Raw genomic sequence first — 25,781 nt, 5'->3', positions numbered from 1 at the left:
CCGGCGGCTGTCCGGCCCGGCCGGCCCGCTATCGCGCGCGCCGGCTGCCGGCCCGTCTCGCCTCTCTTGCATCGCCGTGGAAAACACCGGCTGTCCCGCCCGTTCGCGCGCGGGCCGGCTGTTTTTGGGGGTATTCGGCCGTACTGTGCACGGCCGTTCCGGAGTGACAAGGAGATAGCATGAAGTCGATCGTGTTGAGAGCGTTGGGCGTCGCCGCAGTGGCGGCCTGTCTGTCGGGCAGCGTGTATGCGCAGTCGAGCGATACGGCGGCAATGGAAGCGCCGGCGGCCGCGACGAGCGCGCCGAAGGCCGCCGCGAAAACCGCGAAGAAGGCGAACCGCAAGCTGGGCTACGCGGTGCGCAAGGCGATTTCGAAGGAAAGCGGTGTGAACGTGTCGAACCTCGTCGTGCGCTCGAAGGGCGGCGCGATCACGCTGGAAGGCACGATGCCGGACCAGGACCAGATCGACAAGGCCGAAGCCGCGGCCAAGGACGTGAAGGGCGTGACGTCGGTCATGAACAAGCTGACGGTTCAGCAGCAGTGATGCCGGGCGGCGGCGCGTAAGCGCCGCGAGCGCCCGTTTTCAGACGGGCCCCGGCATGCCGGGGCCCGTTTGCGCTTCAGGGGCTGCAAGCCGCGCGCGACGCGGCGGCGGACCGATAACGATATCGAGAGGGCGGCGATGGCGAGGCTCGGGTGGGGCAGGCGGATGGTTTTCGGCGCGGCGCTGGCCGCGGTCGCGACGCTCGGCGCCTGCAACGGCGACGATTCGGGCGAGCGGAACCGGTTGCCCGGTTTCGTCTCCGGCAGCGTGCGCACGACGGCCTACGACGGCGCGAGCGACGATCTGCTGACGGCCGGCCTCGGCAAGACGGGGCTTGCGGCGGCGACCGCCCCCGCCTTCGCGAATTCCGCGCGGCCGACGAGCGCCGAGCTGCGCCGCCTCGCGATCTGGTCGAACTACCGCGCGATCGTCGACATGAGCACGAACGGCGGCTACGGCCGCTTCTGGGGGCCGAACGTCGACCTCGACGGCAACGACACGCTCGGCGAAGGCAAGATCCCCGGCACCGAATATCTCGCGTACTCCGACGACGGCAGCGGCAGCAAGAACGTGACGCTGCTCGTGCAGGTGCCTGCCCGCTTCGATCCCGCGCAGCCGTGCATCGTCACCGCGACGTCGTCGGGCTCGCGCGGCGTGTACGGCGCGATCTCCGCGGCCGGCGAGTGGGCGCTCAAGCGCGGCTGCGCGGTCGCCTACAACGACAAGGGCGGCGGCAACGGCGCGCACGAGCTCGGTTCCGATACCGTCACGCTGATCGACGGCACGCTCGCCAACGCGGTGCTGGCCGGCACCGCGAGCCTGTTCACCGCGAACGTGACGAGCGGCGACCTCGCCGCGTTCAACAACCGCTTCCCGAACCGCTATGCGTTCAAGCACGCGCATTCGCAGCAGAATCCCGAGCAGGACTGGGGGCGCGTGACGCTGCAGGCGGTCGAGTTCGCGTACTGGGCGCTCAACGAGCAGTTCGGACCGCTGATCGACGGCTCGCATCACGGCGTGCGCTATCGCGCGGGCGACATCACGACGATCGCCGCGTCCGTCAGCAACGGCGGCGGCGCGTCGCTCGCGGCCGCCGAGCAGGACAGCCGCGGCTGGATCACCGCGGTCGTGGTCGGCGAACCGCAGATCAACGTGCGGATGGCGCCGACCGCGGTCGTGCGCTCGGGCGGCCAGCCCGTGCCGTCGTTCGGCCGGCCGCTGGCCGACTACGCGACGCTCGCGAACCTGTTGCAGCCGTGCGCGGCCGCGTCGGCGTCGCTCGCCGGTGCGCCGTACCTGAGCGCGCTACCGGCCGCGACCACGCAATCGATCCGCACGCAGCGCTGCGCGACGCTCGCCGCGGCCGGGCTCGTGTCGGGCGCCGACACGCAGAGCCAGGCCGCCGACGCGCTCGCGCAGCTCCATGCGGCCGGCTACCTCGCCGATTCCGACCTGCTGCAGGCGCCGATGTGGGATTCGCAGGCGATTCCGGCGATCGCGGTCACCTATGCGAACGCGTACACGCGCTCACGCGTCACCGACAACCTGTGCAATTTCAGCTTCGCGACGACGAACCCGGCGACGGGCGCGGTCGCGTCGCCCGCCACGTCGCCGATGCCGGCCGTGTTCGGCATCGGCAACGGCGTGCCGCCGACGGCCGGCATCAACCTCGTGTTCAACACGGGTGGGGGCGTCGACCACCGGCTCGCGACGCCCGATGCGAGCTTCGCGGGCGCGCTGTGCCTGCGCCAGCTGTGGACCAACGGGATGCTCGGGATGCCCGCGAACGTCGACGCGGTGCGCGTGAACGCGAACCTGCAAGGCAAGCCGGCGATCATCGTGCAGGGCCGCAGCGACGCGCTCGTGCCGGTGAACCACGCGTCGCGCGCGTACGTCGCGCAGAACGGCATCAGCGAAGGCGGGCGCAGCCGGCTCGTGTTCTACGAGGTGACGAACGGCCAGCACTTCGACGCGTTCCTGCCGGTCCCGGGCTTCGACACGCGTTTCGTGCCGGTCCACTACTACAACCTGCAGGCGCTGAACCTGATGTGGCAGCACCTGAAGAACGGCGCGCCGCTGCCGCCGTCGCAGGTGATCCGCACGGTGCCGCGCGGCGGCTCGCCGGGCGCCGCGCCTGCGCTGACGAGCGCGAACCTGCCGCCGATCTCGGCCGCGCCGGGTGCGAATGCGATCACGGCCGGCGCCGGCGCGATCGACGTGCCGCTCTGACGGCGCCAGCCGCGCCGCCCCGATGAAGCCGGACAGCCGTCCGGCTTTTTTCTTTTTGTCGCATGGAATCGGTCCCGTGCCGCCTTTTATCCGAATGGCGAGCGCCGTAACAAATTATTACTTTACGGCGGTAAATCTGGAACCTAATATGCGCCGGTATTTTCACTTAATTTAATAAATTCCAGATACGAGAATATTCCTTTCCTTTTAGTTAATCGATCCTTTCGATTTTATTAAATCGGCTCGAGCTGCGATTGGTCGCCGTTTCGCGATTAATCGGCATCTCGCCGGCAGGGATTGTTCGTCTGTTCGAAGCGAGGGCGCCTTGTCGGGCGGCCTTTGCGGGGCATGCTTTTGCCGTCGATTTTGTGCGTGTGCAAATTCGCGGAATGAATTGGTATTGCTGCGGATTATGGAATTGTCGTTTGCAATGGAATTGATTCCATTGTGCAGTCGCAATAAATTACGGGTGGGGTAAATCATGCCGGTCGGTATTCGCCGATCCGGTAAAAAACTCGGAGTGCGTCGCATAACGAATGCATTCCCGGTGCGGAGCGCCGGCGCAAATGATCCTTTGCGGCCGGCGGTATTTATCGTTCTGTTCGAGAGGCAATAATGACGACACGGAAGTCCTTGAAAGACGGTTTCGCGCTATTCGGAACGACACTGAGCGTGCCGCTCGCCGCAGCAGCGGCCGCGGCGCTGCTCGTCACGGGGTGCGGCGGCGACGACGGGCCGAGCCCGTCCGCTTCGGCCGCCGCCGCGGCCGCGACGACGGCCGGCGGCAGCACGTCGGCCAGCACCAGTGCAACGGCCGCCGAGGCCGACCAGCCGTACGTCGACACCGACGTGTACGGCACCGGGCCGAACGACGCGGTCACGGATTCGACGGAAGGCGCCGCGGTCGTGCACCGCCAGGTCACGATCGGCGGCAAGACGATCAAGTACACGGCCACCACCGGCCACCTGACGACGATCGATCCGGTCACGTCGGCACCGAACGCGAAGATGTTCTATGTCGCGTACACGCAGGACAATCCCGATCCGTCGAAGCCGCGCCCGGTCACGTTCTTCTACAACGGCGGCCCCGGTTCGTCGTCGGTCTACCTGCTGCTCGGCTCGTACGGGCCGAAGCGGCTGCAGTCGTCGTTCCCGAACTTCACGCCGCCCGCGCCGTACAAGCTGCTCGACAACCCGGACAGCCTGCTCGACCGCACCGACGTCGTGTTCATCAACCCGGTCGGCACCGGTTATTCGGCGGCGATCGCCCCGGCGAAGAACAAGGATTTCTGGGGCACCGACCAGGACGCGCGCTCGATCGACCGCTTCATCCAGCGCTACCTCACCAAGTACTCGCGCTGGAATTCGCCGAAGTTCCTGTACGGCGAGTCGTACGGCACCGCCCGCAGCGCGGTCGTGTCGTGGGTGCTGCATGAGGACGGCATCGACCTGAACGGGATCACGCTGCAGTCGTCGATCCTCGACTACGCGAACGCGCTGTCCGCGCCGGGCACGTTCCCGACGCTCGCGGCCGATGCGTTCTACTGGAAGAAGACGACGCTCAACCCGACGCCGACCGATCTCGACGCGTATATGGTCCAGGCCCGCAACTACGCGGACAACACGCTCGCGCCGCTCGCGCAGAAGCCGAACCCGCAGGACGGCGGCTTCGTGAACGTGCGGCTGAACCTGAACCTGCAGACCGCGCAGCAGATGGGTTCGTACATCGGCACGGACCCGACGTCACTGATCCAGACCTTCGGCAACCCGGCCGCGCTCGGCAACGTGCCGTCGTCGAACGACAACCCGCCGTACACGTTCTTCCTGACGCTCGTGCCGGGCACGCAGATCGGCCAGTACGACGGTCGCGCGAACTTCACGGGCAAGGGCATCGCGCCGTACATCCTGCCGAACTCGGGCAGCAACGATCCGTCGATCACGAACGTCGGCGGCGCGTACACGGTGCTGTGGAACAGCTACATCAACACCGACCTCAAGTACACGTCGACGTCGTCGTTCGTGGACCTGAACGACCAGGTCTTCAACAACTGGGACTTCAGCCACACGGATCCGACCGGCGCGAACAAGGGCGGCGGCAATACGCTGTACACGGCCGGCGACCTGGCGTCGACGATGAGCGTGAACCCGGACCTGAAGGTGCTGTCGGCGAACGGCTATTTCGACGCCGTCACGCCGTTCCACCAGACGGAGCTGACGCTCGCGCAGATGCCACTCGACCCGACGCTCAAGGCGCAGAACCTGACGATCAAGAACTACCCGTCGGGCCACATGATCTACCTGAACGACGCGTCGCGGACCGCGCTGAAGGGCGATCTCGCCAACTTCTACGACGGCATCCTCGCGAACCGTACCGCGCTGCAGCGCGTGCTGAAGATGCAGGCGCGCACGCAGCAGCTCAAGCAGCAGAAACTGCAGCAGCAGGGGCAGTAAAGCGTCGCGGGCGGCTTGCGCCGCCCCGGATGGACGACAGCCCGATCGGCGCAGGCCGGTCGGGCTGTTTTTCTTGGGCAGCGGGCGATGGCGGGGCGCGTCATGCGCCGGCCGGGAAAGTGCGTAGCCGCGGAAAAAAGGGCGGGGCCGGGCCTGCTTACGCGAGCACGAGCCGCACGCCGACCGCGACGAGCGTCGCGGCGAGCAGGTTGCGCAGCAGCCGCTCGGGCGCGCGCGCCGACAGCAGGCTGCCGAGCACGATGCCGGGCAGCGAGCCGATCAGCAGCGACAGCAGCATCGACCAGTCGACCGAGCCGAGCAGCCAGTGACCCATGCCCGCGACGAGCGTGAGCGGCACCGCGTGCGCGATGTCGGAACCGACGATGCGGGTCGTCGCGAGCGCCGGGTACAGCAGCAGGAGCACGGTCACGCCGATCGCGCCGGCGCCGACCGACGTCATCGACACGAGCACACCGAGCACGGCGCCCGTCAGAACGGTCGACCACAGCGTGCGCGCGGGGCTCGGCACGAGCGGGTTGCGCGCGGCGAACGCGGTGAGCTGCGGCCGGAAGATCAGCGCGAGCGACGTGAGCAGCAGCGCGACGCCGAGCACGAGCTGGATCATCCGCGCGGTGCCCGGCGCGTTCATCCCGTGCGTGTGCAGCCACCACAGCGTGAGCGCCGCGGCCGGGACGCTGCCTGCCGCGAGCCGGCCCGTGATGCGCCAGTCGATCGAACCCTTCAGCCCGTGGACGAAGGTGCCGGTGGCCTTGGTCGCGGCCGCGTACAGCAGGTCGGTGCCGACCGCCGTCGCGGGGTGGACGCCGAACAGCAGCACGAGGATCGGCGTCATCAACGAACCGCCGCCGACACCCGTCAGGCCGACGAGGATGCCGACGAACAGGCCGGACAAGGAGTACAGCAGATCGATATGGGGAAGCGACATCGGAAGCAGGCGGTTATGCGGCGTTCGGCGGCGGCGCGTGGGTCAAAGTCCGCCATTGTCGCAAAACTGGCGGGTCGATGTACGACTGCGTTAAAAATCGACCGGGAAGGCGCGCGCGGCGGGCGGCCGGACAGGGGCGAAACAGGCGTTTGAGCAGGGGCGGGGCGCGGTGGCGGGGCCGATCACGGTTATCGGCCTGACAGGCACGGCGAAGCGGGAACGCACGCCGTGTCCGGCACGCAAAAAAAAGGGCGCGATGTGCGCGCCCTGGTTCGATGCCGGTTGCCGGCTCCGCTTGTCGACGGTCAGTGCATCGCGGGGCCGACACCTTCGGCGGCGGCCTGCCGCCGGATGCGCAGCGCGAGGCCGATCAGCGCGGCCGCGGCCGCGAATGCCGCGCCGGATGCGAACGCCGCGTGGTAGCCGCCGTTCAGTGCGTCGAGCGGTGCGGCCTGCGCGGCCGCGAGCGCGTCGGTGCGGGCGGCCGCGAGGCTTGCGAGCACGGCGAGGCCGAGCGCGCCGCCCATCATGAACGCGGTGTTGACGATCCCCGACGCGAGCCCGGAATCGGCCGGGTCGACGTCGCTCATCGCGGCGAGCAGCACCGGGTTGAACGCGACGCCCGCGCCGATGCCGAGCAGCGTCATGCCGGGCAGCACGTGCCACACGAAGCCGCCGTCGACCGGCGCGCGCGAGAACAGCGCGAGGCCGCAGGCCGCGATCAGCAGGCCGGCCGCGATCGGGCCGCGGATCCCGAAGCGCATCACGATGCGCGCCGACAGCCCGAGCGAGAACGCGGCCATGATCAGGTTCGCCGGCAGGAACGCGAGGCCGACCTGCAGCGGTGCGTAGCCGAGCACGCGCTGCATGTACAGCGCGGACAGGAAGAACCACGCGAACATCGCGGCCGCCCACAGCACGGCGATCACGTTCGCGAGCGCGACGTTGCGTGCGGCGAACAGCGTGAGCGGCATCAGCGGATGCGCGGCGCGCGACTCGATCGCGATGAACAGCGCGAGCAGCACGACGGCGGCGCCGATCAGCGCGACGGTTTGCGTCGACAGCCAGCCGGCTTCGTTGCCGCCGACGATCCCGTAGACGGCCAGCATCAGCGACGCGGTCACGGTGATCGCGCCCGCGACGTCGAGCCGCGCGGCGCCGGCCGGCGCGCGCATGCGCGGCAGCAGCGCGACGCACATCGCATAGACCGCGATGCCGATCGGCAGGTTGACGAGGAAGATCCAGTGCCACGACAGCGAACTCGTCAGCAGCCCGCCGAGCAGCACGCCGATGCTGCCGCCGCCCGCGCAGACGAAACCGTAGACGCCCATCGCGCGTGCACGTTCGCCGGGCTCGGTGAAGAGATTCATGATCAGCGACAGCGCGACGGCCGACACGACCGCGCCGCCGAGCCCCTGAACCGCGCGCGCGGCGATCAGCATCGCCTGCGATTGCGCGAGGCCGCACGCGAGCGACGCGAGCGTGAACACGACGAGGCCGGCGAGGAACATGCGCCGCTGGCCGTACAGGTCGCCCAGCCGGCCGCCGAGCAGCAGGCAGCCGCCGAACGTCAGCAGGTACGCGTTGACGACCCACACGAGGGCCGTTTCGGTGAAATGGAGGTCGGTGCTGATCGACGGCAGCGCCACGTTCACGATCGTGCTGTCGAGCACGATCATCAGCACGCCGAGACAGAGAACGATCAGCGCGTACCAGCGCTTCTCGCCGTGGATCCCGTGAGTCATTGGGCGGCAGCCTTCCGATCGTTATTTGAAAGGATGCATTGTAGGCGTCATCGGCGCGGGCTTCCTGCCGGTTTGTGGCAGGAGCGATGCGTAGCGGCGCGTCCGGATCGGACGCGCGTGATGGGTGCAGCGGGTGCGACGGGCGTTACGCGCGCGCCGGCAGTTCGCAGCCGTCGGGGCCGCATGCGGCCGCGTCGTCGCCGTCGAGTTCGACGATGCCGTCGCGCCACGCCTGGTCGAGCGCCTGCGCGAATGCGTCGGCCGGCTGCGCGCCCGACACCGCGTAGCGGCCGCCGAACACGAACAGCGGCACGCCGCGCCCGCCGATCTGCGCGGCGCGCGCGATGTCGGCTTCGACTTCGTCGCGGTACGCGTCGCTGCGCAGCACGGCTTCGACGGCCGAGCGTTCAAGCCCGGCTTCGACCGCGAATTCGGTCAGCTCCGCATGATCGAACAGCGAGCCGTGCTCGCAGAAATACGCGCGGTACAGCCGCTCGGTCAGCGCGTGCGCGCGGCCCGTCGTCTCCGCGAGCTTGACGAGCCGGTGGCCGTCGAGCGTGTCGCCGACGAGCGTGCCGGGCAGGTCGTAGCGCAGCCCGACGCTCGCGGCCGCATCGGTCACCTGGCGCAGCATCTGGTCGACCTGCGCGGGCGGCATCCGGTACTTGCCGGCGAGCATCGCCTCGACCGGTTCGACGGGCTGGCCGGGCATCAGCCGGTACGCGCGCAGCGCGACGTCGACGCGGTCGGCGTGCGCGAACGCGGCGAGCGCCTCGTCGAAGCGGCGCTTGCCGATCCAGCACCACGGGCAGATCAGGTCGGACCAGATTTCGACGGTCAGGGCCGGGCGGGCAGTCGGGGCGGGAGCGGTCGTCATGGGCAGATCGGGGCGGAAAAAATGTAACCGAGACTATATCACTTTATGTTTCGACGCTTTGGCGTGGCCGGGGCCCTTTTGGAACGGGCCCGGGCGCGGCGCATCACGAAGCATAGACACGGAAGCGGCGTCCCGATAGCGATTGCCGGTGCCGGCCGGCGTCGCGCGCCCCGGCGAACCGGCCGATGGGGCGGTTCGCTTTACGCGTCGCCCTGCGTTTCCTTCAGGTGCTTGAGGTGCTTGTAGACCGTCGCGCGGCCCATCCCGAGCACGTTCGCGACGTAGTTCGCCGCGCTCTTGCCGCGGAACGCGCCCTCCGCATGCAGCGCTTCGACGAGCTCGCGCCGGTGCTCGCGCGTGAGCCCGTTCAGCCCGACCTGCCGCTCGCGCAGCCAGCCGTGCAGGAACGTGTTGATGCGCTCCTGCCAGTCGTCGCGGAACAGCTCGTCGGGCTGCGCGACGACGCCCGCGCCCTTGATGAACAGGTCGAGCGTCGCGCGCACCTCGTCGAACACCGCGATGTTGAAGTTGATGCACATCATCCCGGCCGGACGGCCTTCGTCGTCGAACAGCACGTTGCTGACGCAGCGCATCCGCCGGCCGTCCCAGTTCAGCTTCTCGTACGGGCCGATCACGCGCTCGCGCGCGGAATGATCGATTTCCTCGAGCGCGGAATCGTCGCCGACCTCGCGCTTCGACAGGTTGTTCGCGAGATACAGCAGGGTCTGGTCGTGCAGGTCGTGGATCACGACTTCCGCGTACGGGAAGAACAGCGCGGCGATACCGTCGGCGATCGGCGCATAGCGGGTGAGCAGCAGGTCTTTGACGGGGGATTTCTTCTTGCGCATCGGTGTCGCCATCTCGGGTGGGCGGGGGCCGGGCGGCGCATCGGGCCGGCGTGCCGGCGCGCCGGTGGCCGGCATGCCCGTGCGCCCGCGCGCGGCCGCCGCGGCGGTTGCGCCATTGTATCGGCCCCGCGCTCGCGTGCTGCTCATGCGTGCGTCAGGTGCGTGTACAGCGCGTGCGCGATCGCGATGTCCTCGAGCCCGAGGCCGATCGAGCGGAAGAACGCGTGACGTGTGCGCGACGGCGCCGCGCAGGTGCCGGCGACGAGCGCGGGCAGGTCGCCGACGATCCGCCCGGCGTCCCAGCCGTGCTCTGCCGCCGCGATCTGCATCTCGCCGGCGCTCGCGGGCGTCGTGTGCCGGTAGTCGCAGTACGCGTCCATGTCGGGCAGCCACGCGGGCGGGATTTCATGCGCACGCGCGACGTTCGTGCTGATCGACGTGACGAGCGCGGGGCGCGTGAGCATCCCGTCGCCGAGCACGGGCGTGCCCGACGACGTGCACAGCATCACGACGTCCGCGTCGCGCACGCAGGCTTCGACGCTCTCGGCCGCGCGCGCACGCGGGTCGAGCCCGGCGAGCGTGGCCTGCAGCGTCGCGTCGCCGGCGAGCGCGGGCGAGTACATGCGGATCGTCTCCCAGTCGCGCAATGCCGTCGTGTGCCGCAGGTGCGCGCGGCCGGCCGCGCCCGCGCCGACGATCGCCAGGTGGCGCGCGTTGCGCGGCGCGAGGCAGTCGACCGCGAGCGCCGTTGTGCCGGCCGTGCGCTCGACGGTCAGCAGCCCCGCGTCGCACCACATCAGCGGCTGGCCGGTGCGCATCGACATCAGCGCGGTCCATGCGGTGACGATCGGTTTGCCACCGGGTTTGCCGCCCGTCACGAGGTACGGCGACAGCTTTGCGCCGAACACCTGCTCGTCGGCGAGCGCGCCGAGATACGTGATGAAGTCGCCGGCCTGGTCGGGAAACAGCGTGAGGGTCTGCGGCGGCTGCACCGCGCGTGCCGCGGCGAGCGACGCGAACATGCGGCGCAGCGTGCCCAGCACGTCGAGCGACGGCAGGGCCGCGCGCACCGCGGCTTCGTCGACGGTCAGCGGCAGGGTCGGGGCGGTTTGCGTCATGGGGACATCTCCGGTCGGGGCCGGACGGAAAAGTCTCGAAAGACGGTGTCCGGCGGTGTTCGTGATGGACAAAAAGTCTAATATAGAGAAGAAAAATCTGGATGATTTTTCTTTTCGAGACTTCTCGTTTTCATGGGTTTTAGAAAAAACACCATGAAATCAATGGTATTTCTGATGGTCGACGGAATTTCGACGTGGCGAATCAGGGCGCGATTCTCATATCTCCTATAGTCTATAGTAGACTTTAAGTCTATATTGCGCATGCAGGACACGACGCATCGCCATACGGCGGCCGCCTGCGTTGAATGCCGATCCGGCGCCCGGCCGAGGGCGTCGTGCGATCGATCTTCATCGCCTCAATCCAGCACGGAAGGACCGTCATGAACTGGAAGCTTTCCCTCTGCGCCGCTGCGGCGCTCGCGTGCGCGGCCGTCACGGCCCATGCGGAACAGGCCGCGTTGCGCTTCGGGATCGAAGCCGCCTATCCGCCGTTCGAGAGCAAGACGCCGGCCGGCCAGTTGCAGGGTTTCGACGTCGACATCGGCAACGCGGTGTGCGCGAAGCTGAACATGAAATGCGTGTGGGTCGAGAATTCGTTCGACGGACTGATTCCGGCGCTGCAGGCGCGCAAGTTCGACGCGATCAACTCGGCGATGAACATCACCGCGAAGCGCCGGCAGAGCATCGACTTCACGCCGGCGATCTACGTGGTGCCGATCGTGATGGTCGCCAAACGCGGCTCGCCGCTGCGGCCCGACGTCGCTAGCCTGCGCGGCAAGCACGTCGGCGTGCTGCAGGGTTCGTCGCAGAAGGATTTCCTGAAGGCGCACTGGACCGATGCGGGCGTGGCCGTCGTGTCGTATCAGGACCAGGACCAGATCTACGCCGATCTCGTCGCGGGGCGTCTCGATGCGGCCGTGCAGGAAGCGCAGACCGCGCAGGACGGTTTCCTCGACAAGCCGGCCGGCCGCGACTACCAGATCGTCGGCGAGCCGCTGAAGGATCCGGCGACGCTCGGCGAAGGCACGGGCTTCGGGATGCGCAAGAACGACAAGGCGCTGCAGGCGAAGATCGTCGGCGCGCTCGACGCGCTGAAGAAGGACGGCACGCTGGGTGCGCTGTCGCAGAAGTACTTCAAGCGCGACATCGTCGCGAAGTAAGCACGGCCGTGCGCCGGCCGCGGTGCCGGCGCGTGTCGCATCGAATCTCGACGCAGTACGGGGAATCATGGATTTCGACGTCATCGTTCTGGGGGCCGGCATCGTCGGCGTGTCGTCGGCGCTGCATTTGCAGGATCGCGGGCTGCGTGTCGCGCTCGTCGACCGGCGCGCGCCCGGCGAGGAAACGAGCCACGGCAATGCCGGGCTGATCGAGCGCTCGTCGGTCGTGCCGTATGCGTTTCCGCGCAGGCTCGGCACGCTGCTGCGCTATGCGCGCAACCGTTCGGTCGATCTCTACTGGGACTATCGCGCGCTGCCCGCGTATGCGGGCTGGCTCGCGCGTTTCTGGCGCGAATCGTCGCCGCAGCGGCTCGTGGCCGCCGCGCACGACCTGCTGCCGCTCGTCGCGGCTAGCGTCGTCGAGCACGACGCGCTGCTCGCGCGCACCGATGCGCAGCCGCTCGTACACGACGGCGGGTGGATCGAGGCATTCCGTTCGCCCGCGCTGTTCGATGCGCAAACGCGCGCGCAGCAGCGCGTGGCCGACGCGCACGGGCTGCGGATGACCGTGCTCGATGCGCATGCGCTGCGCTCGCGAGAGCCCGGCGTCGGCGACGCGTTCTGCGGCGCATTCCACTGGCGGGACCCGAAGACCGTGTCGAGCCCGGGCGGGCTGACGAAGTCGTATGCGCGGCTGTTCGAACGCGACGGCGGCACGTTCGCGCTCGGCGATGCGACGACGCTCGCGCAGGTGGATGACGGCTGGCGGGTCGGGTCCGAACACGGGCCGATTTCGGCACGCTCGGCCGTGGTCGCGCTCGGGCCGTGGTCCGATCACGTGTTCGGACCGCTCGGCTACCGGATTCCGCTGCGTGCGAAGCGCGGCTATCACATGCACTACCGGCCGACGCGCACGCCGCTGAACGTGCCCGTGTGCGATACCGAGGAAGGTTTCGTCGTCGCCCCGATGGAGGGCGGCCGCCTGCGGCTCACGACCGGCGTCGAGATCGCGCTGCGCGGCGCGCCGCCGACCGGCGTGCAGCTCGCGCGCGCCGAGCCGCTGGCGCGCGACGCGTTCGGCATCGGCGAGCGGCTCGATCCCGAGCCGTGGCTCGGGATGCGGCCGTGCACGCCCGACATGCGCCCGGTGATCGGGCCCGCGCCGCGTCATCGCCACCTGTGGTTCGCGTTCGGCCATGGCCACCACGGGCTCACGCTCGGCCCCGCGACCGGGCGCCTGCTCGCCGAAATGATGACGGGCGCGCCGACCTATATCGATCCCCATCCGTACCGGCCCGCGCGCTTCGGCTGAACCTGCGGTGCGGCCTTCACAGTTTTTCATTCTGCTATTCGAATTACCGGAAGCCACGCAATCGGAAATGATCTGCGTAATCGACAAGAAAGAAATCGCGATATAAAGAAAACCAGCAAATTCGAGATTTATCAATGCATTTTCATATTGTTGAAATGCTCAATGGACAGCCCGCCGTGACGATGTGCGGCACCGTCGCGACCAGGCGCTCCGGCGTTACGCGGAATGTACCGGAACACGTTACTACGGGGCTCGCAAACGTTACGTTACATCCGCGGTCCGCCAGTCTTTTTCATCAGACGATTTCGGCTCCGCAACCCGCGTATTTCGTCTGAAATCGATTAAAAAATCGTTATTGAGCGGTAATAGTCAGACGAATTAATAAGATTTTTTGAATTGGCATGCTTCGTGCAATCCGTCCCCATGCTTTATCAACGTAGTGCCAACCGAGATGGGGACAATAAAGATGGGACAAAACCTTAAATTGACGGGTGTGGCGCTGTCGGTCACGACAGTGTTCGCGGTGCTGGCTTCGGGTTCAGCGATGGCGGGGGCCCTCGATTCGCTGCCGATCCCGCAAGTGATCGTCAATCCGTCGACGAACAGCGTGTCGGTCGGGCTGGTCGCAACGGGCACGTCGCCGCTGGGTTCGGTCACCGTGGCGGCGGGCGGGGCGGGCGCGATCCAGACGTCGCTCGGTGAGCCGGGCCAGGTGCTGTCGGGTGCCGTGGGGGCGGTGACGGGCGCACTTGGCGGTGGCGGTGGCACGGTGCAGCCGCTCGCGCCGGTACAGGGAATGCTGAACCAGGTGACGGGCGCGCTCGGTGGCGGCAACCCGGCAGGCGCGTTGACGGGTGCGCTGAATACGGCGACGGGGACGCTGAGCAATGCGGTTGGCACGGTAACGGGTGCACTGGGCAATGTCGGCGGCGGGTCGAACCCGCTGGCGCCGGTGCAGGGCGTGGTGAATCAGGTGACGGGTGCGCTCGGTGGCGGCAATCCGGCAGGTGAGTTGACGGGTGCCCTGGGCGGTATCGGTGGCGGCGCGAATCCGCTGGCACCGGTGCAAGGTGTCGTGAATCAAGTGACGGGCGCGCTCGGCGGCGGTAATCCGGCCGGTGTACTGACTGGCGCGCTGAACACGGCGACCGGCGCGCTGAGCAACGCACTCGGCACTGCAACGGGCGCACTGGGCGGTATCGGCGGCGGGTCGAACCCGCTGGCGCCGGTTCAAGGCGTGGTGAACCAGGTCACGGGCGCGCTCGGCGGCGGCAACCCGGCCGGTGTACTGACTGGCGCGCTGAACACGGCGACCGGCGCGCTGAGCAACGCACTCGGCACTGCAACGGGCTCACTGGGCGGTATCGGCGGCGGCTCGAACCCGTTGGCGCCGGTCCAGGGCGTAGTGAACCAGGTCACGGGCGCCCTCGGCGGCGGCAATCCGGCAGGCGCACTGACCGGCGCACTCGGCACGGTCACGGGTTCACTGGGCGGTATCGGTGGCGGCGCGAACCCTCTCGCGCCGGTCCAGGGCGTGGTGAACCAGGTCACGGGCACGCTCGGCGGCGGCAACCCGGCGGGCGCGCTGACCGGTGCCCTCGGCACGGTAACGGGCGCACTGGGCGGCATCGGCGGCGGCGCGAACCCGTTCGCGCCGATCCAGAACGTCGTCGACCAGGTCACGGGTACGCTCGGCAGCGGCAACCCGGCCGGCGCGCTGAGCAACGCGGTCAACACGATCACGGGCACGCTTGGCAATGTCGGCGGCGCGGGAAGCCCGCTCGCTCCGGTGCAAGGCGTCGTCACGCAACTCGCCGGCACGCTCGGCGACGGCAATCCGGCCGGTGCGCTGACGGACGCGCTGAACTCGGTGACGGGTGCGCTCAGCGGGTCGAACCCGCTGGCGCCGGTGCAAGGCGTCGTGAACCAGGTCGTCGGCACGTTGTCCGGCGCAGGTGGCGGCAGCCCTATCACGCCGATCACGAACCTCGTCAGCGGCCTGCAGAACGCGCTGCCGACGGGCGGTAACGCGGCCGGTGCGCTGACCGGCGCACTCGGCTCGGTGACGGGCGCGCTCGGCAACCTCGGCGGCTCGAACCCGCTGGCGCCGGTGCAGGGCGTCGTGAATCAGGTCGTCGGCACGCTCGGCAGCAGCAACGCTGTCGGCACGGTCACGGGCGCACTGGGCAACGCGGTCGGCTCCGTCGTAGGCGCGCTCGGCAACCTCGGCGGCTCGAACCCGCTGGCGCCGGTGCAGGGTGTCGTGAACCAGGTGGTCGGCACGCTGTCCGGCGCGGCGGGCAACAGCCCGATCGCGCCGATCACGAACCTCGTGAACGGCCTGACGGGCGGCGGCAACCCGGCTGGCGCGCTGACCGGTGCGCTCGGTTCGGTGACGGGAGCACTCGGGAACGGTCCGGCGGCCCTCGGGCAGGCGGCCGGCGGGCTGTCGGGCGCGGCCGGTTCGACGGCTGCGGCTGGCGGCAGCCTGCTCGGCTCGGGCGCGAACGCGGCCGGCGGCACGGCGGGTGCGGTCGGCTCGCTGCTGACGACCGGCGCCAACGCGACGGCGACGGTCGCCAACGCGGCCGGTACGACGGTGGGCACGGCGCTCGGCTCCGCGCCGGGCCTGTCGGTCACGCCGCATTCGGGCAGCAGTTCGGCAAACAACCCGCTCGCACCGGTGTCGACGCTGCTCCAGTCGCTGACGGGCGCACTGCCGAAGTAACCGGCCTGATTGCGCGGCGGCGTATCGGCCGCCGTGCGAAACGGGTTGCGCAACGCGGCATGACAGCGATGTCATGCCGCGTTGTCTTTGGGTTTCCCGCTTTCTTTCGTCGCATGAATGGCATGGAATAACCGGTGGCCTCCATCCGTTTAGATACCGAATCCCGGCGCCGCCGGCCGGCGGGATAATGATCGTGACGAAGCCGATCGTCCCGCCGGGTGCAGCCGTGTCGCGACACCACGAAGGAGAACGGAAATGAAACGGATGCTCGTTGCTGCCGCGCTGACGGCGGCGATCGTGCGGCCGGCGGCCGCGGAACCGCCACAGGTCGGCGACGGGAAACTGGTCGACGAAGCGCACATGACGCTGTACGTGTTCGATCGCGATGCGCCCGGCAAGAGCGCGTGCGACAGCGCGTGCGCGGCCAACTGGCCGCCCGCGCTCGCCGATGCGTACGACAAGGCATCGGGTCCACTGAGTCTCGTCGCGCGCGACGACGGCAAGAAGCAATGGGCGTACCGCGGACGCCCGCTGTATCGCTGGAAGATGGACCGCAAGGCCGGCGACGCGGGCGGCGACGGGATCGGCGGCATGTGGCACGTCGCGCGCCCGTGACGGCGCGGCGGCGCGCGAGGCATCCTGATGAGCTACGAATCGGATCTGCTGGTGTGGCTGCCGCATCTCACGCGCTATGCGCGTGCGCTGACGGGCGACCGGGCCTGGGCGGACGATCTCGTGCAGGACACGCTCGAGCGTGCACTGAACCGGCCGCCGCGCGACGGCGGCAACCTGCGCGCGTGGCTGCTGACGCTGCTGCGGCACCGCTTCATCGACCAGTTGCGGGCGCGGCACGAGATCGCGGTCGACGACGCGACGGCGCCGTGGCAGACGATGGCCGCGCCGGCCGGCGAGATCGGCGGGCTGGTGCTGCGCGACGTGCAGCGCGCGCTGTACCGGCTGCCCGTCGAACAGCGCGAGGTGCTGCTGCTGGTCGCGCTTGAAGAGTTGAGCTATCGCGACGCCGCGCAGGTGCTCGGCGTGCCGGTGGGAACCGTGATGTCGCGGCTCGCGCGGGCGCGCGGGCAGATGCGCGCAATGCTGTCGGACGAGCCGTCGGCGCACGGCACGGCCGCGTTACGGGTGATCGGGAAGACATGATGGACGATTCGCGCAAGCCTTCGAACGAGCGGGACGACGATGCGTCGGCGCAACTGCTGTCCGCGTTGCTGGACGGCGAGTTGTCCGGGCACGAGCGGCGCGAGGTGCTCGAGCGCCTGCAGTCCGATCCGGAGGAAGCCGAACGATTCGCGCATTACCGTGCGCAGCGCGACGCGCTGCAGGCGCTGTTTCCGCTGCCGGGCGCCGCGTCCGCGCTGTTCGTGCAGCGCCGCGCACCGCGCCGGCGCGGGTTCGCGTATGCGTTCGCGGGTCTGGCGGCCGGGCTGCTGATCGGCGTCGCGCTGCATGCGGGCTGGACGGCGTTTGGCAGCGAACCGGCGTTCGCCGCGCACGCGGATGTCGCGTATGCGGTGTACGCAGCCGATCGCGAGCATCCGGTCGAGGTCGGCGCGGGCGATCCCGCACGTCTCGCCGCGTGGCTGTCGGCGCGTGTCGGGCGGCCCGTGCGTGCGCCGTCGCTCGCCGAATACGGCTATGCGCTGCTGGGCGGCCGGCTGCTGCCGGGCGACGCGGGGCCGGCCGCGCAGCTCATGTACCAGCGCGCGGACGGCGCGCGCGTGACGCTGTACATGACGGCCTACGATGCGCGGCGCCTCGCGCCGCAGGCGATGTCGGCCGACGGCCGCTACACGTATTTCTGGTCGGATCGCGGCATGGGCTACGCGTTGTCCGGTCGCGGCGACGAACGGCGCCTGCGAGAGCTCGCGATCGAAGCGTGCGGCGCGCTCGGCGGCTCGACCGACGCGTGGAAGGGATGACGCGCGGCGCCGGCAGGGAGCAGGCGATGAAGACGACGATGACGAAGGTGCTCGTACTGATGCCGGTGCTGGCGGTGCTCGCCGCGGGCGCCGCGCTCGCGCGGGCGGACGGCGACGTGCCCGTGCGGGTGCCCGTCGACGCCGACGGCGTGCAGCGGGTGGCGATCGTCGGCGGCAGCTATTTCTTCCGCCCGAACCACGTGATCGTGCGCGCGCACGTGCCGGTCGAGCTGACCGTGTCGGCCGAGGCCGGCGTGGTGCCGCACAGCTTCGAAATCGATGCGCCGCAGGCCGGCATCGCGATGCGCACCGAACTCGGCACGACGCCGAAGACGTTTCGCTTCACACCCGCGCAGCCGGGCCGATTCGCCTACTATTGCACGCATCGGCTGCTGTTCTTCAGGAGCCATCGCGAGCGCGGGATGGAAGGCGTGCTCGATGTCGAGGCGGCGCCGTGATCGCCGCGTTGCTGGCCGCGAGCCTGATAGGAGCGAGCATGACAGCCGATCCCGTGACCGTCGCGCAGGCGCATTTCGACCACGTCCGCTCGTACCGCGCGACGATCCGCTCGTCGGCGCGCGGCGGCGAGCACACCGAGATCCGCTACGCGTACCTGAAACCAGGCTTCGTCCGGATGGATTTCGTGTCGCCGCATCACGGCGCGGTGCTCGCGTACGATCCCGGCGACGGCAAGGTGCGGCTGCGCCCGTTCGGCACGCATGCGCCGCCCGCGCTGACGCTGTCGCCGTCCAATCCGCTCGTGCGCGATCGCAGCGGCCACCGGGTCGACCGGTCGGACGTCGGCGAACTGCTGCGCAACGTCCATGCGCTGCAGCAGGGCGGCGCGACGGTGACCGAAGGCGAGGAGGCCGTCGGCGGCCGGACCGCGCTGCGCGTGTCGGTCACGGGCGCGCCCGCGCACGCGGTCGACGGCGTGCATCGCTACCGGCTGTGGCTGGACACCGAGGACGGCTTTCCGCTGAAGGTCGTCAGCTTCGCGGACGATGACGACGTGCCGCTCGAAACCGTGACGCTCGACGATGTCGAGATCGACGTCGCGTTTCCCGAGCGCTTCTTCGCGCCCTGACCGGTGCCCTGACTCATGTCCCTGACGGGCATGCCGGAGGCTGCATGGCGGAATACCGGTTCTCGACGACCTGGCGCGTGGACGCCCCGCTTGCGGCGGTCTGGGACGCGATCTACCAGGTCGACCGCTGGCCCGACTGGTGGAAGGGCGCTGTGCGCACCGTCGAGATCGAGCCGGGCGACGCGCGCGGCGTCGGCGCGCTGCACCGGTATACGTGGAAGGGCGCGCTGCCGTACCGGCTGACCTTCGACATGCGCGTGCGGCGCATCGAGCCGCTGCATGCGCTCGAAGGCCGCGCGAGCGGCACGATCGAAGGCGACGGATGCTGGTCGTTCGCCGTGGACGGCGCAGGCACGATCGTGCGCTACGACTGGCACATCCGCACGCACGTGCGCTGGATGAACCGGCTTGAGCCGCTCGCGCGCCCGCTGTTCCGATGGAATCACGACGTCGTGATGCGCGAAGGCGCGAAGGGTCTCGCGCGGCTGCTGGGTGCGGCAGTCGAGATGGATGGCCGGACCTTCCGGCCGCTGTCGGGCGCGGGCTGCGCCGACGCTTGACGACGAGCCGCGCCGCTCAGCGCGCGTACGCCATCACCGCGCCGTCCACCACCAGTGCGACGCGTTCGCCGACAGCCGGACACCGGTGTCCCGGCACGCGTACGCGCACGAGCACGTCACCATCGGCATCGAGGCGCGCGAGCACGTCGGCGTCCTGGCCCGCGAACTGCGCGGCTTCGACGCGTGCCGTATGGCCGCGCGCCGCGTCGACCTGCGCGATGGGCACGATGCCGATCTGCTCCGGACGCAGCATCGCATCGGCCGGCCCGTCGGGTAGCGGCGCGACGAGCGGCAGCTCGCCGAGCGCGCATGCGATGCGAGCGTCGCGCACGCGGCCCGCGAGCAGCACGGCCTGCCCGACGAACGACGCGACGTCGCGTGTGACGGGCTGCCGGTACAGCGCCTGGGGCGCGGCCGTCTGCACGAGCCGGCCTTGCCACATCACCGCCACTTCGTCGCCGAGCGTCATCGCCTCGGGCTGGTCATGCGTGACGAGCACCGATGTGGCGCCCGCCGCGGCGAGCGCGTCCGCGACCGCGCCGCGCGTTTCGTGGCGCAGCGACGTGTCGAGCGCGGAGAACGGTTCGTCGAGGATCACGAGCGACGGCTCGGGCGCCAGCGCTCGCGCGAGTGCGACGCGCTGCTGCTGGCCGCCGGACAGTTGCTGCGGCGCACGGCTTGCATACGACGCGGGCAGCCCGACCATCTCGAGCAGTTCGTCGACGCGATGATGACGCCGCCGCGCCGCGCGCGGCAGCCCGAACGCGATGTTGTCGGCCACGGACAGATGCGGAAACAGTGCGCCTTCCTGCGGCACGTAGCCGATCCGGCGCTGTTCGGGCGGCAAGTGCACGTCGGGCGCGGCCACGCGGCGCCCGTCGATTTCGACGGTGCCGCGCTCGGCGCGTTCGAAGCCGCACAGCACGCGCAGCAGCGTCGTCTTGCCACTGCCCGATGGGCCGAGCAGCGCGAGGCGCGAGCCGCGCCGCACCGTGAGGTCGATATCGTGCAGGACGGTATGCGATCCGAACGATTTGGACAGGCCGTGGATGCGTAGTTCGCTCATGGACGGTTCCGGGAAGAGGGGGATGCTCAGTCGCGCACCGACGCGCGGCCGAGCAGCAGGAACAGCAGCCCCGATGCGCCGAGCGACAGCGCGACGAGCAGCGCCGCATAAGGCGCCGCGGCCGCGAATGCGAGCGTGGCGGTATCGCTCCACACCTGCGTCGCGAGCGTGCGGGTGCCGATCGGCGACAGCAGCAGCGTCGCGTTGAGTTCCGTCACGACCGAGATGAACACCATCGTCGCGGCCGCGCCGAGGCCGGGCGCCGCGAGCGGCAGCACCACGCGCGTGAGCGTCGCGCGCCAGCCGAGGCCGAGCGAGCGCGCGGTTTCCTCGAGCCGGACCTGCACGTGCGACAGTGCGGCGCGCACGCTGACGACCGCGAGCGGCAGGAACAGGATCGCGTACGCGGCGACGAGCGCCGGCGCGCTCTGGTAGAGCGGCTGCAGCAGCCGCACCGTGATCGATACCATCGCGAGCGCGACGACGATGCCCGGCACGCCCTGCACGGTCATCGCCGTGCGCTCGAGGAGCGTCGCGACGCGGCCCGGGTAACGGACCAGCAGGAATGCGAGCGGCAGCGCGAGCAGCGTCGTGACGGCCGCCGCCGCGAGGCCGTAGCCGGACGACGCGAGCGTGGCCTGCCACAGCAGCTCGGGCGAGACGTCGGCCGGCGTGACGGCGGCCGCGCCCTGTTGCGTGAGCCAGAAGCCGATCATCGCGAGCGGCACGCCGAGCGTCGCCGCCGCGAGCGCGGCGAACGCGACGGTGACGGGGCCGCGCAGGGAGCCGAGCGGATAACGCATCGCGACGCGGCGCGCGGCGCGGTGCGTATGGCCATAGCGCGCATGGCCCCGTGCGCGCGCCTCGATCGCGAGGCACAGCAGGCACAGCGCGATCAGCACGCAGCCGAGCAGCGATGCGCCGCCGCCATCGAACGCGGTGCGGTATTCCGCATAGATCTCGGTCGTGAACGTGCGAAAGCGCAGCAACTGGAATGCGCCGAACTCGGACAGCACGCCGAGCGCAACGAGCAGCATCCCGCCGCACAGCGCGGGGCGCAACTGCGGCAGCACGACGCGGAAGAAGGTATGCCACGGCGAGCAGCCGAGCGTACGCGCGCTTTCTTCCAGCGCGGGGTCGAGCTCGCGCAGCGCGGCGGCCACCGGCAGGTAGACGAGCGGGAAGTACGCGGAGCTCAGCACGATCAGCGCGCCGAGGAAATCCTGCAGGTCGAGGCTCAGCGACACCCACGCATAGCTCGTGATGAACGGCGGCACCGCGAGCGGCGCGGCCGCCAGCGCAGTCCACAGCGGCCGCGCCGGCAGGTCGGTGCGCTCGATGAACCACGCGAGCACCGTGCCGAGCAGCGTGCACGCGAGGGTCGCGGCGAGCGTGATCGACAGCGTGTTGACCAGCAGTTCGCCGACGAGCGGGCGCCACAGCAGCTCGATTGCATCGTCGACGCCGAAGGTGGTCGCGCGGTACAGCGTGAAGCCGAGCGGCAGCAGGATCGCGAGCGGCCCGCACGCGGCCGCGGCGACGAGCGCGCGCGATGGGCGGCGCCGCGTTGCGGTGCGCTCGCCGTCGCATGCGGTGCGCGCCGTGCGGGACACGGCGTCGCTCATGGTCAGAGCAGGCCGGCCTGGCGCAGCAGCTTGCCGGCCTGGCTGTCGTCGCCGAGCTGTTCGAACGTCAGCGCCGGCGGGCTCAGTTCGCTGAACGGCTTCAGGATCGGATCGGGAGCGACGCCCGGGTGCAGCGGATACTCGAAGCTGATGTGGCCGCCCGCCATCAGCTTCTGCGCGCGCTCGCTGACGAGATACGCGACGAACTTCTGCGCTTCCGGCTGGTGCTTCGATGCCTTCAGCACCGCGGCGCCGGACACGTTGACGGCTGCGCCGACGTCGCCGTTGCCGAAGTGGTGGATCGTGCTCTTGGTCGACTTGTCGCCGAGCTGGGCGTGCAGGCGGTCCCAGTAGTAGTTGTTGACGATGCCGGTCAGCACGCCGCCGCGGTTGACGGCCGCCGTCACGCCTTCGTCGTCGTCGAAGATCTGCGCGTTGGCCTTCAGGCCCTTCAGCCATTGCAGCGTCGCGGCTTCGCCGTGCAGTGCGAGCACCGCGCTCACGAGCGGCAGGAAGTCCGCATCGCTCGGCGCGACGCCGACCTTGCCCTTCCATTCGGGCTTCGCGAGATCGAGCAGCGACGCGGGCAGTTGCGGCGGCTGGAGCTTCGCGGTGTTGTAGACGAGCACGTTCTCGCGCGCGAGCACGCCGACCCAGTTGCCGTCGGCCGGGTTGAAGCGTGCGGGCACCGACTGCAGCGCGGCGCCGTCGGTCTTCGCGAGCAGGCCCTTGCGGTCGAGCAGCATGAGTTCGGGCGAATTCTCGGTGAAGTACACGTCGGCCGGCGTGCGGTCGCCTTCCGCGACGAGCTGCGCGGCGAGCGCGGGGCCTTCGCCCGAGCGCACCTTCACGGCGATGCCGCTCTGTGCTTCGAAGTCCTTGACGAGCTGGTTGACGACCTGCTCGTGCTGCGCGTTGTACAGCGTGAGCGTCGCGGCATGCGCGCGCGCGGCGTGCAGCGCGCCGGTCAGCATCAGCGCGGCGGCCGCCGCGGAAATCAGGTGCCGCAGCGGGCGGCTAACGGGTGAGGTATTCATGTTGTCTTTCGCAGGTTGCGTCCGGACGGGCCGGGAAGGAGTGCCTGGGCGTGCGTTGTGCGTCGTCATGCCTCGAACAGCGCGGCGCCGATGTACGAACCAGGTTGCGCGCCCGGCGGGCACGCGAAGATCGCGCTGCCGACGTGCGTGGTGAACTGGTTCATGATGTCCAGCTTCGCGAGCTTCTCGTTGATCGGAATGAAGCCGCGGCGGGGGTCGCGCTGGTGCGCGACGAACATCAGCCCCGCGTCGTATTCGGTCTGCTGGCGCCACGGCGGCCAGCGCTCGATGTAGAAGTTCGTGCTGTCGTTGTACGAGTACGCGCGGCGCAGGATCTGCGCGCCGTTGTTGAGCTGCGGCGACGCAAGACGCGCGTGCGCGTTGTCGGGGATCACCGGGTTGCCGTCCTTGTTGGCCGCGTCGAGATCGAGTGCCTCGAACTCGTTCTTCTGGCCGAGGGGCGCGCCGCTGTACTTGTGACGGCCGACCACCTGCTCCTGGAACCCGAGCTCCGTGTTGTCCCAGTGCTCGAGCGTGATGCGGATTCGGCGCACGACCGTGTAGGTGCCGCCGTTCATCCATGCCGGGCCTTCGCTGCCGGCCCACACGAATTCGTTCATCGCGGCCGGGTCGGACATCGGCGGATTCATCGTGCCGTCCTTGAAGCCCATGAGGTTGCGCGGCGTCTCGCCGGGCTTGCCCGACGTGAAGCCGGCCTGGCCCCAGCGCATCTGCGTCGCCTTCGCGCCGAGCCGCACGAGTTGGCGTACGGCGTGGAACGCGACCTGCGCGTCGTCTGCGCACGCCTGGATGAACAGGTCGCCGCCGGTCTTCTCGGGCAGCAACTGGTCGCCGTTGAAACGCGGCAGGTCGACGAGCGCGGCGGGGCGATGTTTCGCGAGACCGAAGCGGTCCTTGCCCGCCAGCGCGAACATGCCGGGGCCGAAGCCGAACGTGATCGTCAGGCGCGCAGGGCCGAGGCCGAGCGCGTCGCCCCCGTCCGCCGGCGCGACTTCGTCGCTGCCCGTCGCGGCGAGCGGTTGCGCGGTGTCGCCGCGCGTCATGCGCGCGGCGGCGTCGGTCCAGGTCTTCAGCAATGCAATGACGTCCGCGCGCTGGGCCGTCGTCAGGTCGAGCGCCGCGAAATACGCGTGGCGCTGCTGCGGCGTCGCGATGCCGCTCTGGTGCTTGCCATAGAACGGCTCGACGCCGTCATGCGCGGCGGCGGGTGCATCCGCGGCCTTCGCGGCCGGGATCGACGCCGCCGCGAGGCCGGCGGCCACCGCGGCGCCGCCTGCCTTCAGGAAGCCGCGCCGCGCGGGGCGTGGTGGCTGGTTGGAATCGTCTGCCATGGTCGGCTCCATTACTTCGCGAGCAACAGCGTGTTGACGTCGTCCGCGACGTAGTAGAAGCCGTCGCCTTCAGGCGTCATTGCGATGCCGAACAGGTTGCCGTTGCCGGGGGGCGACTGTGCCTTGTCGGTATTGATCCAGCGCGCGTAGATCTGCTTGCCGGCGACCGGGTCGATCTCGACGACCTGGCCGTTCTGCGCGTTGGTCGCGAGCAGGTGGCCGTTCGGTGCGGTTGCGAGCGCGAGCGGGCGGCGCAGGAAGCCGTCGGCGGTGATCTGGCGGCCGACGCCCGCGCTGGTGTCGCGCGTGAGCGGGTCGTCGATCTCGACGATGCGGTTGCCGATCGCGTCCGACACGTACAGCTTCTTCTGGTCGCCGGACAGCGCGAGGCCGGTCGGGCCGACCAGGAACACGCCCTTGTCGGCCTGCGCGCCGAGGCCGCTCGCGACGACCGTTTCCTGCTTGATCACGGGCGGCTTGCCCGCCGGCACGTCGAGGTCGAGGCGCAGCACGGTCGCCTGCTTGTAGACGGGCGGATTGCCGTCCGCGCCGCCGACGCCGAAGCCGGCCATGCTGACGAACAGCGTCGCGCTGTCGCCGCGGTCGACCACGGCCATGTTGCCCCACGGGTCGTTGATGTTCGGGGTCGACCACGTCGATGCGATCTTGCCCTGCGGGTCGAGCACGATCAGGCAACCGGCGCCCTTGGTGTTGGTCGTGCCGTCGTTGCTCGGCGTGCTGCCGACGATCACCCAGCCGGATTTCAGCATCGTCATCGCCGTCGACAGGCCGACGCCGCCCGGGCACGCCTTCAGGTCGCGCGGGATCGACGCGAACAGGCTCAGCTGCTTCGTCGACGGACGGTAGTTGACGATCGTGCTGCCGGTACCTTGCAGGTTCGCCGCGTTGTTGAAGTTGTCGACGAGCACGTCGCCCGCCTGGATCGTGCCGGCCGACACCGGCGCGACTGCGATCGCGTACGGGTTCTGGTCGCCGTTGTCCGGCACCGTGTTGACGAGCGTGGTGTGGCGATGCAGCGTCTCGAGGAAGCCTTGCGGCTCGGCGAACGCGCCGGCGGCGGCCGTCAGTGCGGCGGCGGCCAGTGCGCCCGTCGCGAGGCGGCGAAGCGGGGCGGATTGAATCATCTGGATCTCCTGG

At 69.6% G+C, this 25,781-nt stretch carries 22 protein-coding genes; 12 read left to right on the top strand and 10 right to left on the bottom strand.

The genetic code is table 11. The features are described 5' to 3' along the window. Nucleotides 1-179: 179 nt before the first annotated feature. The 3 genes from BFF94_RS26300 (at nucleotide 180) to BFF94_RS26290 (ending at nucleotide 5,225) form a co-directional block, all read left to right on the top strand. Nucleotides 180-545 carry a BON domain-containing protein gene (locus BFF94_RS26300; protein WP_128847374.1) on the top strand — a complete coding sequence of 122 codons (366 nt, stop codon included), beginning with the start codon at nucleotides 180-182 and terminating at the stop codon, nucleotides 543-545. Between the two features lie 138 nt (nucleotides 546-683). Further along, nucleotides 684-2,774: a D-(-)-3-hydroxybutyrate oligomer hydrolase gene (locus tag BFF94_RS26295; protein ID WP_219140039.1), complete on the top strand. Its 2,091-nt coding sequence runs from the start codon at nucleotides 684-686 to the stop codon at nucleotides 2,772-2,774. A 615-nt stretch (nucleotides 2,775-3,389) separates the two neighbouring features. Further along, nucleotides 3,390-5,225, top strand: coding sequence for a S10 family peptidase (locus BFF94_RS26290; RefSeq protein WP_219140038.1), 1,836 nt, complete (start codon nucleotides 3,390-3,392; stop codon nucleotides 5,223-5,225). A gap of 157 nt (nucleotides 5,226-5,382) precedes the next feature. On the opposite strand, the gene BFF94_RS26285 is transcribed toward BFF94_RS26290, so the two are convergent. The 5 genes from BFF94_RS26285 to BFF94_RS26265 all read right to left on the bottom strand — a co-directional run bounded on the left by BFF94_RS26285 (nucleotide 5,383) and on the right by BFF94_RS26265 (nucleotide 10,759). Further along, entirely contained in the window at nucleotides 5,383-6,171 is a 789-nt protein-coding gene (locus BFF94_RS26285; protein WP_128842125.1) for a sulfite exporter TauE/SafE family protein, read from the bottom strand. Nucleotides 6,172-6,476: 305 nt separating this feature from the next. Continuing rightward, on the bottom strand, nucleotides 6,477-7,916 hold the full coding sequence (locus BFF94_RS26280; protein WP_219140037.1) for a DHA2 family efflux MFS transporter permease subunit: 1,440 nt from the start codon (nucleotides 7,914-7,916) through the stop codon (nucleotides 6,477-6,479). Between the two features lie 145 nt (nucleotides 7,917-8,061). After that, nucleotides 8,062-8,793, bottom strand: coding sequence for a DsbA family oxidoreductase (locus BFF94_RS26275; RefSeq protein WP_219140036.1), 732 nt, complete (start codon nucleotides 8,791-8,793; stop codon nucleotides 8,062-8,064). A gap of 200 nt (nucleotides 8,794-8,993) precedes the next feature. Further along, the gene (locus tag BFF94_RS26270) at nucleotides 8,994-9,788 is read right to left on the bottom strand and encodes a helix-turn-helix transcriptional regulator (RefSeq protein WP_281426288.1); all 795 of its coding nucleotides are present in this window, start codon (nucleotides 9,786-9,788) and stop codon (nucleotides 8,994-8,996) included. Continuing rightward, on the bottom strand, nucleotides 9,785-10,759 hold the full coding sequence (locus BFF94_RS26265; protein ID WP_219140035.1) for an ornithine cyclodeaminase family protein: 975 nt from the start codon (nucleotides 10,757-10,759) through the stop codon (nucleotides 9,785-9,787). The genes BFF94_RS26270 and BFF94_RS26265 overlap by 4 nt, the downstream gene beginning before the upstream one ends. 380 nt (nucleotides 10,760-11,139) lie before the next feature. Between BFF94_RS26265 and BFF94_RS26260 the strand changes: the two genes are divergently transcribed. From BFF94_RS26260 to BFF94_RS26220, 9 genes are all read left to right on the top strand, one after another. Then, on the top strand, nucleotides 11,140-11,919 hold the full coding sequence (locus BFF94_RS26260; protein WP_128848134.1) for an ABC transporter substrate-binding protein: 780 nt from the start codon (nucleotides 11,140-11,142) through the stop codon (nucleotides 11,917-11,919). A gap of 67 nt (nucleotides 11,920-11,986) precedes the next feature. Continuing rightward, nucleotides 11,987-13,231: an NAD(P)/FAD-dependent oxidoreductase gene (locus BFF94_RS26255; RefSeq protein ID WP_219140034.1), complete on the top strand. Its 1,245-nt coding sequence runs from the start codon at nucleotides 11,987-11,989 to the stop codon at nucleotides 13,229-13,231. 466 nt (nucleotides 13,232-13,697) lie between these two features. Beyond that, the gene (locus BFF94_RS26250; protein ID WP_219140033.1) at nucleotides 13,698-15,959 is read left to right on the top strand and encodes a beta strand repeat-containing protein; all 2,262 of its coding nucleotides are present in this window, start codon (nucleotides 13,698-13,700) and stop codon (nucleotides 15,957-15,959) included. Between the two features lie 255 nt (nucleotides 15,960-16,214). Further along, entirely contained in the window at nucleotides 16,215-16,574 is a 360-nt protein-coding gene (locus tag BFF94_RS26245) for a COG4315 family predicted lipoprotein (protein WP_128848946.1), read from the top strand. Nucleotides 16,575-16,601: 27 nt separating this feature from the next. Beyond that, complete coding sequence (locus tag BFF94_RS26240) at nucleotides 16,602-17,117, top strand: sigma-70 family RNA polymerase sigma factor (RefSeq protein WP_021164148.1); 516 nt, start codon at nucleotides 16,602-16,604, stop codon at nucleotides 17,115-17,117. Then, nucleotides 17,114-17,896, top strand: a complete 783-nt coding sequence (locus BFF94_RS26235; RefSeq protein ID WP_219140032.1) for an anti-sigma factor family protein — start codon at nucleotides 17,114-17,116, stop codon at nucleotides 17,894-17,896. Before BFF94_RS26240 ends, BFF94_RS26235 begins: the two co-directional genes overlap by 4 nt. Nucleotides 17,897-17,922: 26 nt before the next feature. Continuing rightward, entirely contained in the window at nucleotides 17,923-18,354 is a 432-nt protein-coding gene (locus BFF94_RS26230) for a cupredoxin domain-containing protein (RefSeq protein WP_372454329.1), read from the top strand. After that, entirely contained in the window at nucleotides 18,351-18,983 is a 633-nt protein-coding gene (locus BFF94_RS26225) for a LolA family protein (protein WP_128847463.1), read from the top strand. Before BFF94_RS26230 ends, BFF94_RS26225 begins: the two co-directional genes overlap by 4 nt. Nucleotides 18,984-19,027: 44 nt before the next feature. Beyond that, the gene (locus BFF94_RS26220) at nucleotides 19,028-19,543 is read left to right on the top strand and encodes an SRPBCC family protein (RefSeq protein WP_128847461.1); all 516 of its coding nucleotides are present in this window, start codon (nucleotides 19,028-19,030) and stop codon (nucleotides 19,541-19,543) included. A 16-nt stretch (nucleotides 19,544-19,559) separates the two neighbouring features. Here BFF94_RS26220 and BFF94_RS26215 read toward each other — a convergent pair whose 3' ends face one another. The 5 genes from BFF94_RS26215 to BFF94_RS26195 all read right to left on the bottom strand — a co-directional run bounded on the left by BFF94_RS26215 (nucleotide 19,560) and on the right by BFF94_RS26195 (nucleotide 25,768). Then, entirely contained in the window at nucleotides 19,560-20,609 is a 1,050-nt protein-coding gene (locus tag BFF94_RS26215) for an ABC transporter ATP-binding protein (protein ID WP_128847459.1), read from the bottom strand. A gap of 26 nt (nucleotides 20,610-20,635) precedes the next feature. Next, entirely contained in the window at nucleotides 20,636-22,234 is a 1,599-nt protein-coding gene (locus BFF94_RS26210) for an ABC transporter permease (RefSeq protein ID WP_219140031.1), read from the bottom strand. Nucleotides 22,235-22,236: 2 nt separating this feature from the next. Beyond that, entirely contained in the window at nucleotides 22,237-23,271 is a 1,035-nt protein-coding gene (locus BFF94_RS26205) for an iron ABC transporter substrate-binding protein (RefSeq protein ID WP_128848734.1), read from the bottom strand. Between the two features lie 65 nt (nucleotides 23,272-23,336). Then, complete coding sequence (gene efeB / locus BFF94_RS26200) at nucleotides 23,337-24,623, bottom strand: iron uptake transporter deferrochelatase/peroxidase subunit (protein ID WP_219140030.1); 1,287 nt, start codon at nucleotides 24,621-24,623, stop codon at nucleotides 23,337-23,339. A gap of 11 nt (nucleotides 24,624-24,634) precedes the next feature. Beyond that, a complete protein-coding gene (locus tag BFF94_RS26195; protein ID WP_219140029.1) occupies nucleotides 24,635-25,768 on the bottom strand; it encodes a hypothetical protein in 1,134 nt (377 codons plus the stop codon). Nucleotides 25,769-25,781: the final 13 nt, after the last annotated feature.

This window comes from Burkholderia catarinensis (assembly GCF_001883705.2).
GTDB classification, from domain to species: domain Bacteria; phylum Pseudomonadota; class Gammaproteobacteria; order Burkholderiales; family Burkholderiaceae; genus Burkholderia; species Burkholderia catarinensis.
This window is presented reverse-complemented; position numbering and strand designations above follow the sequence as displayed.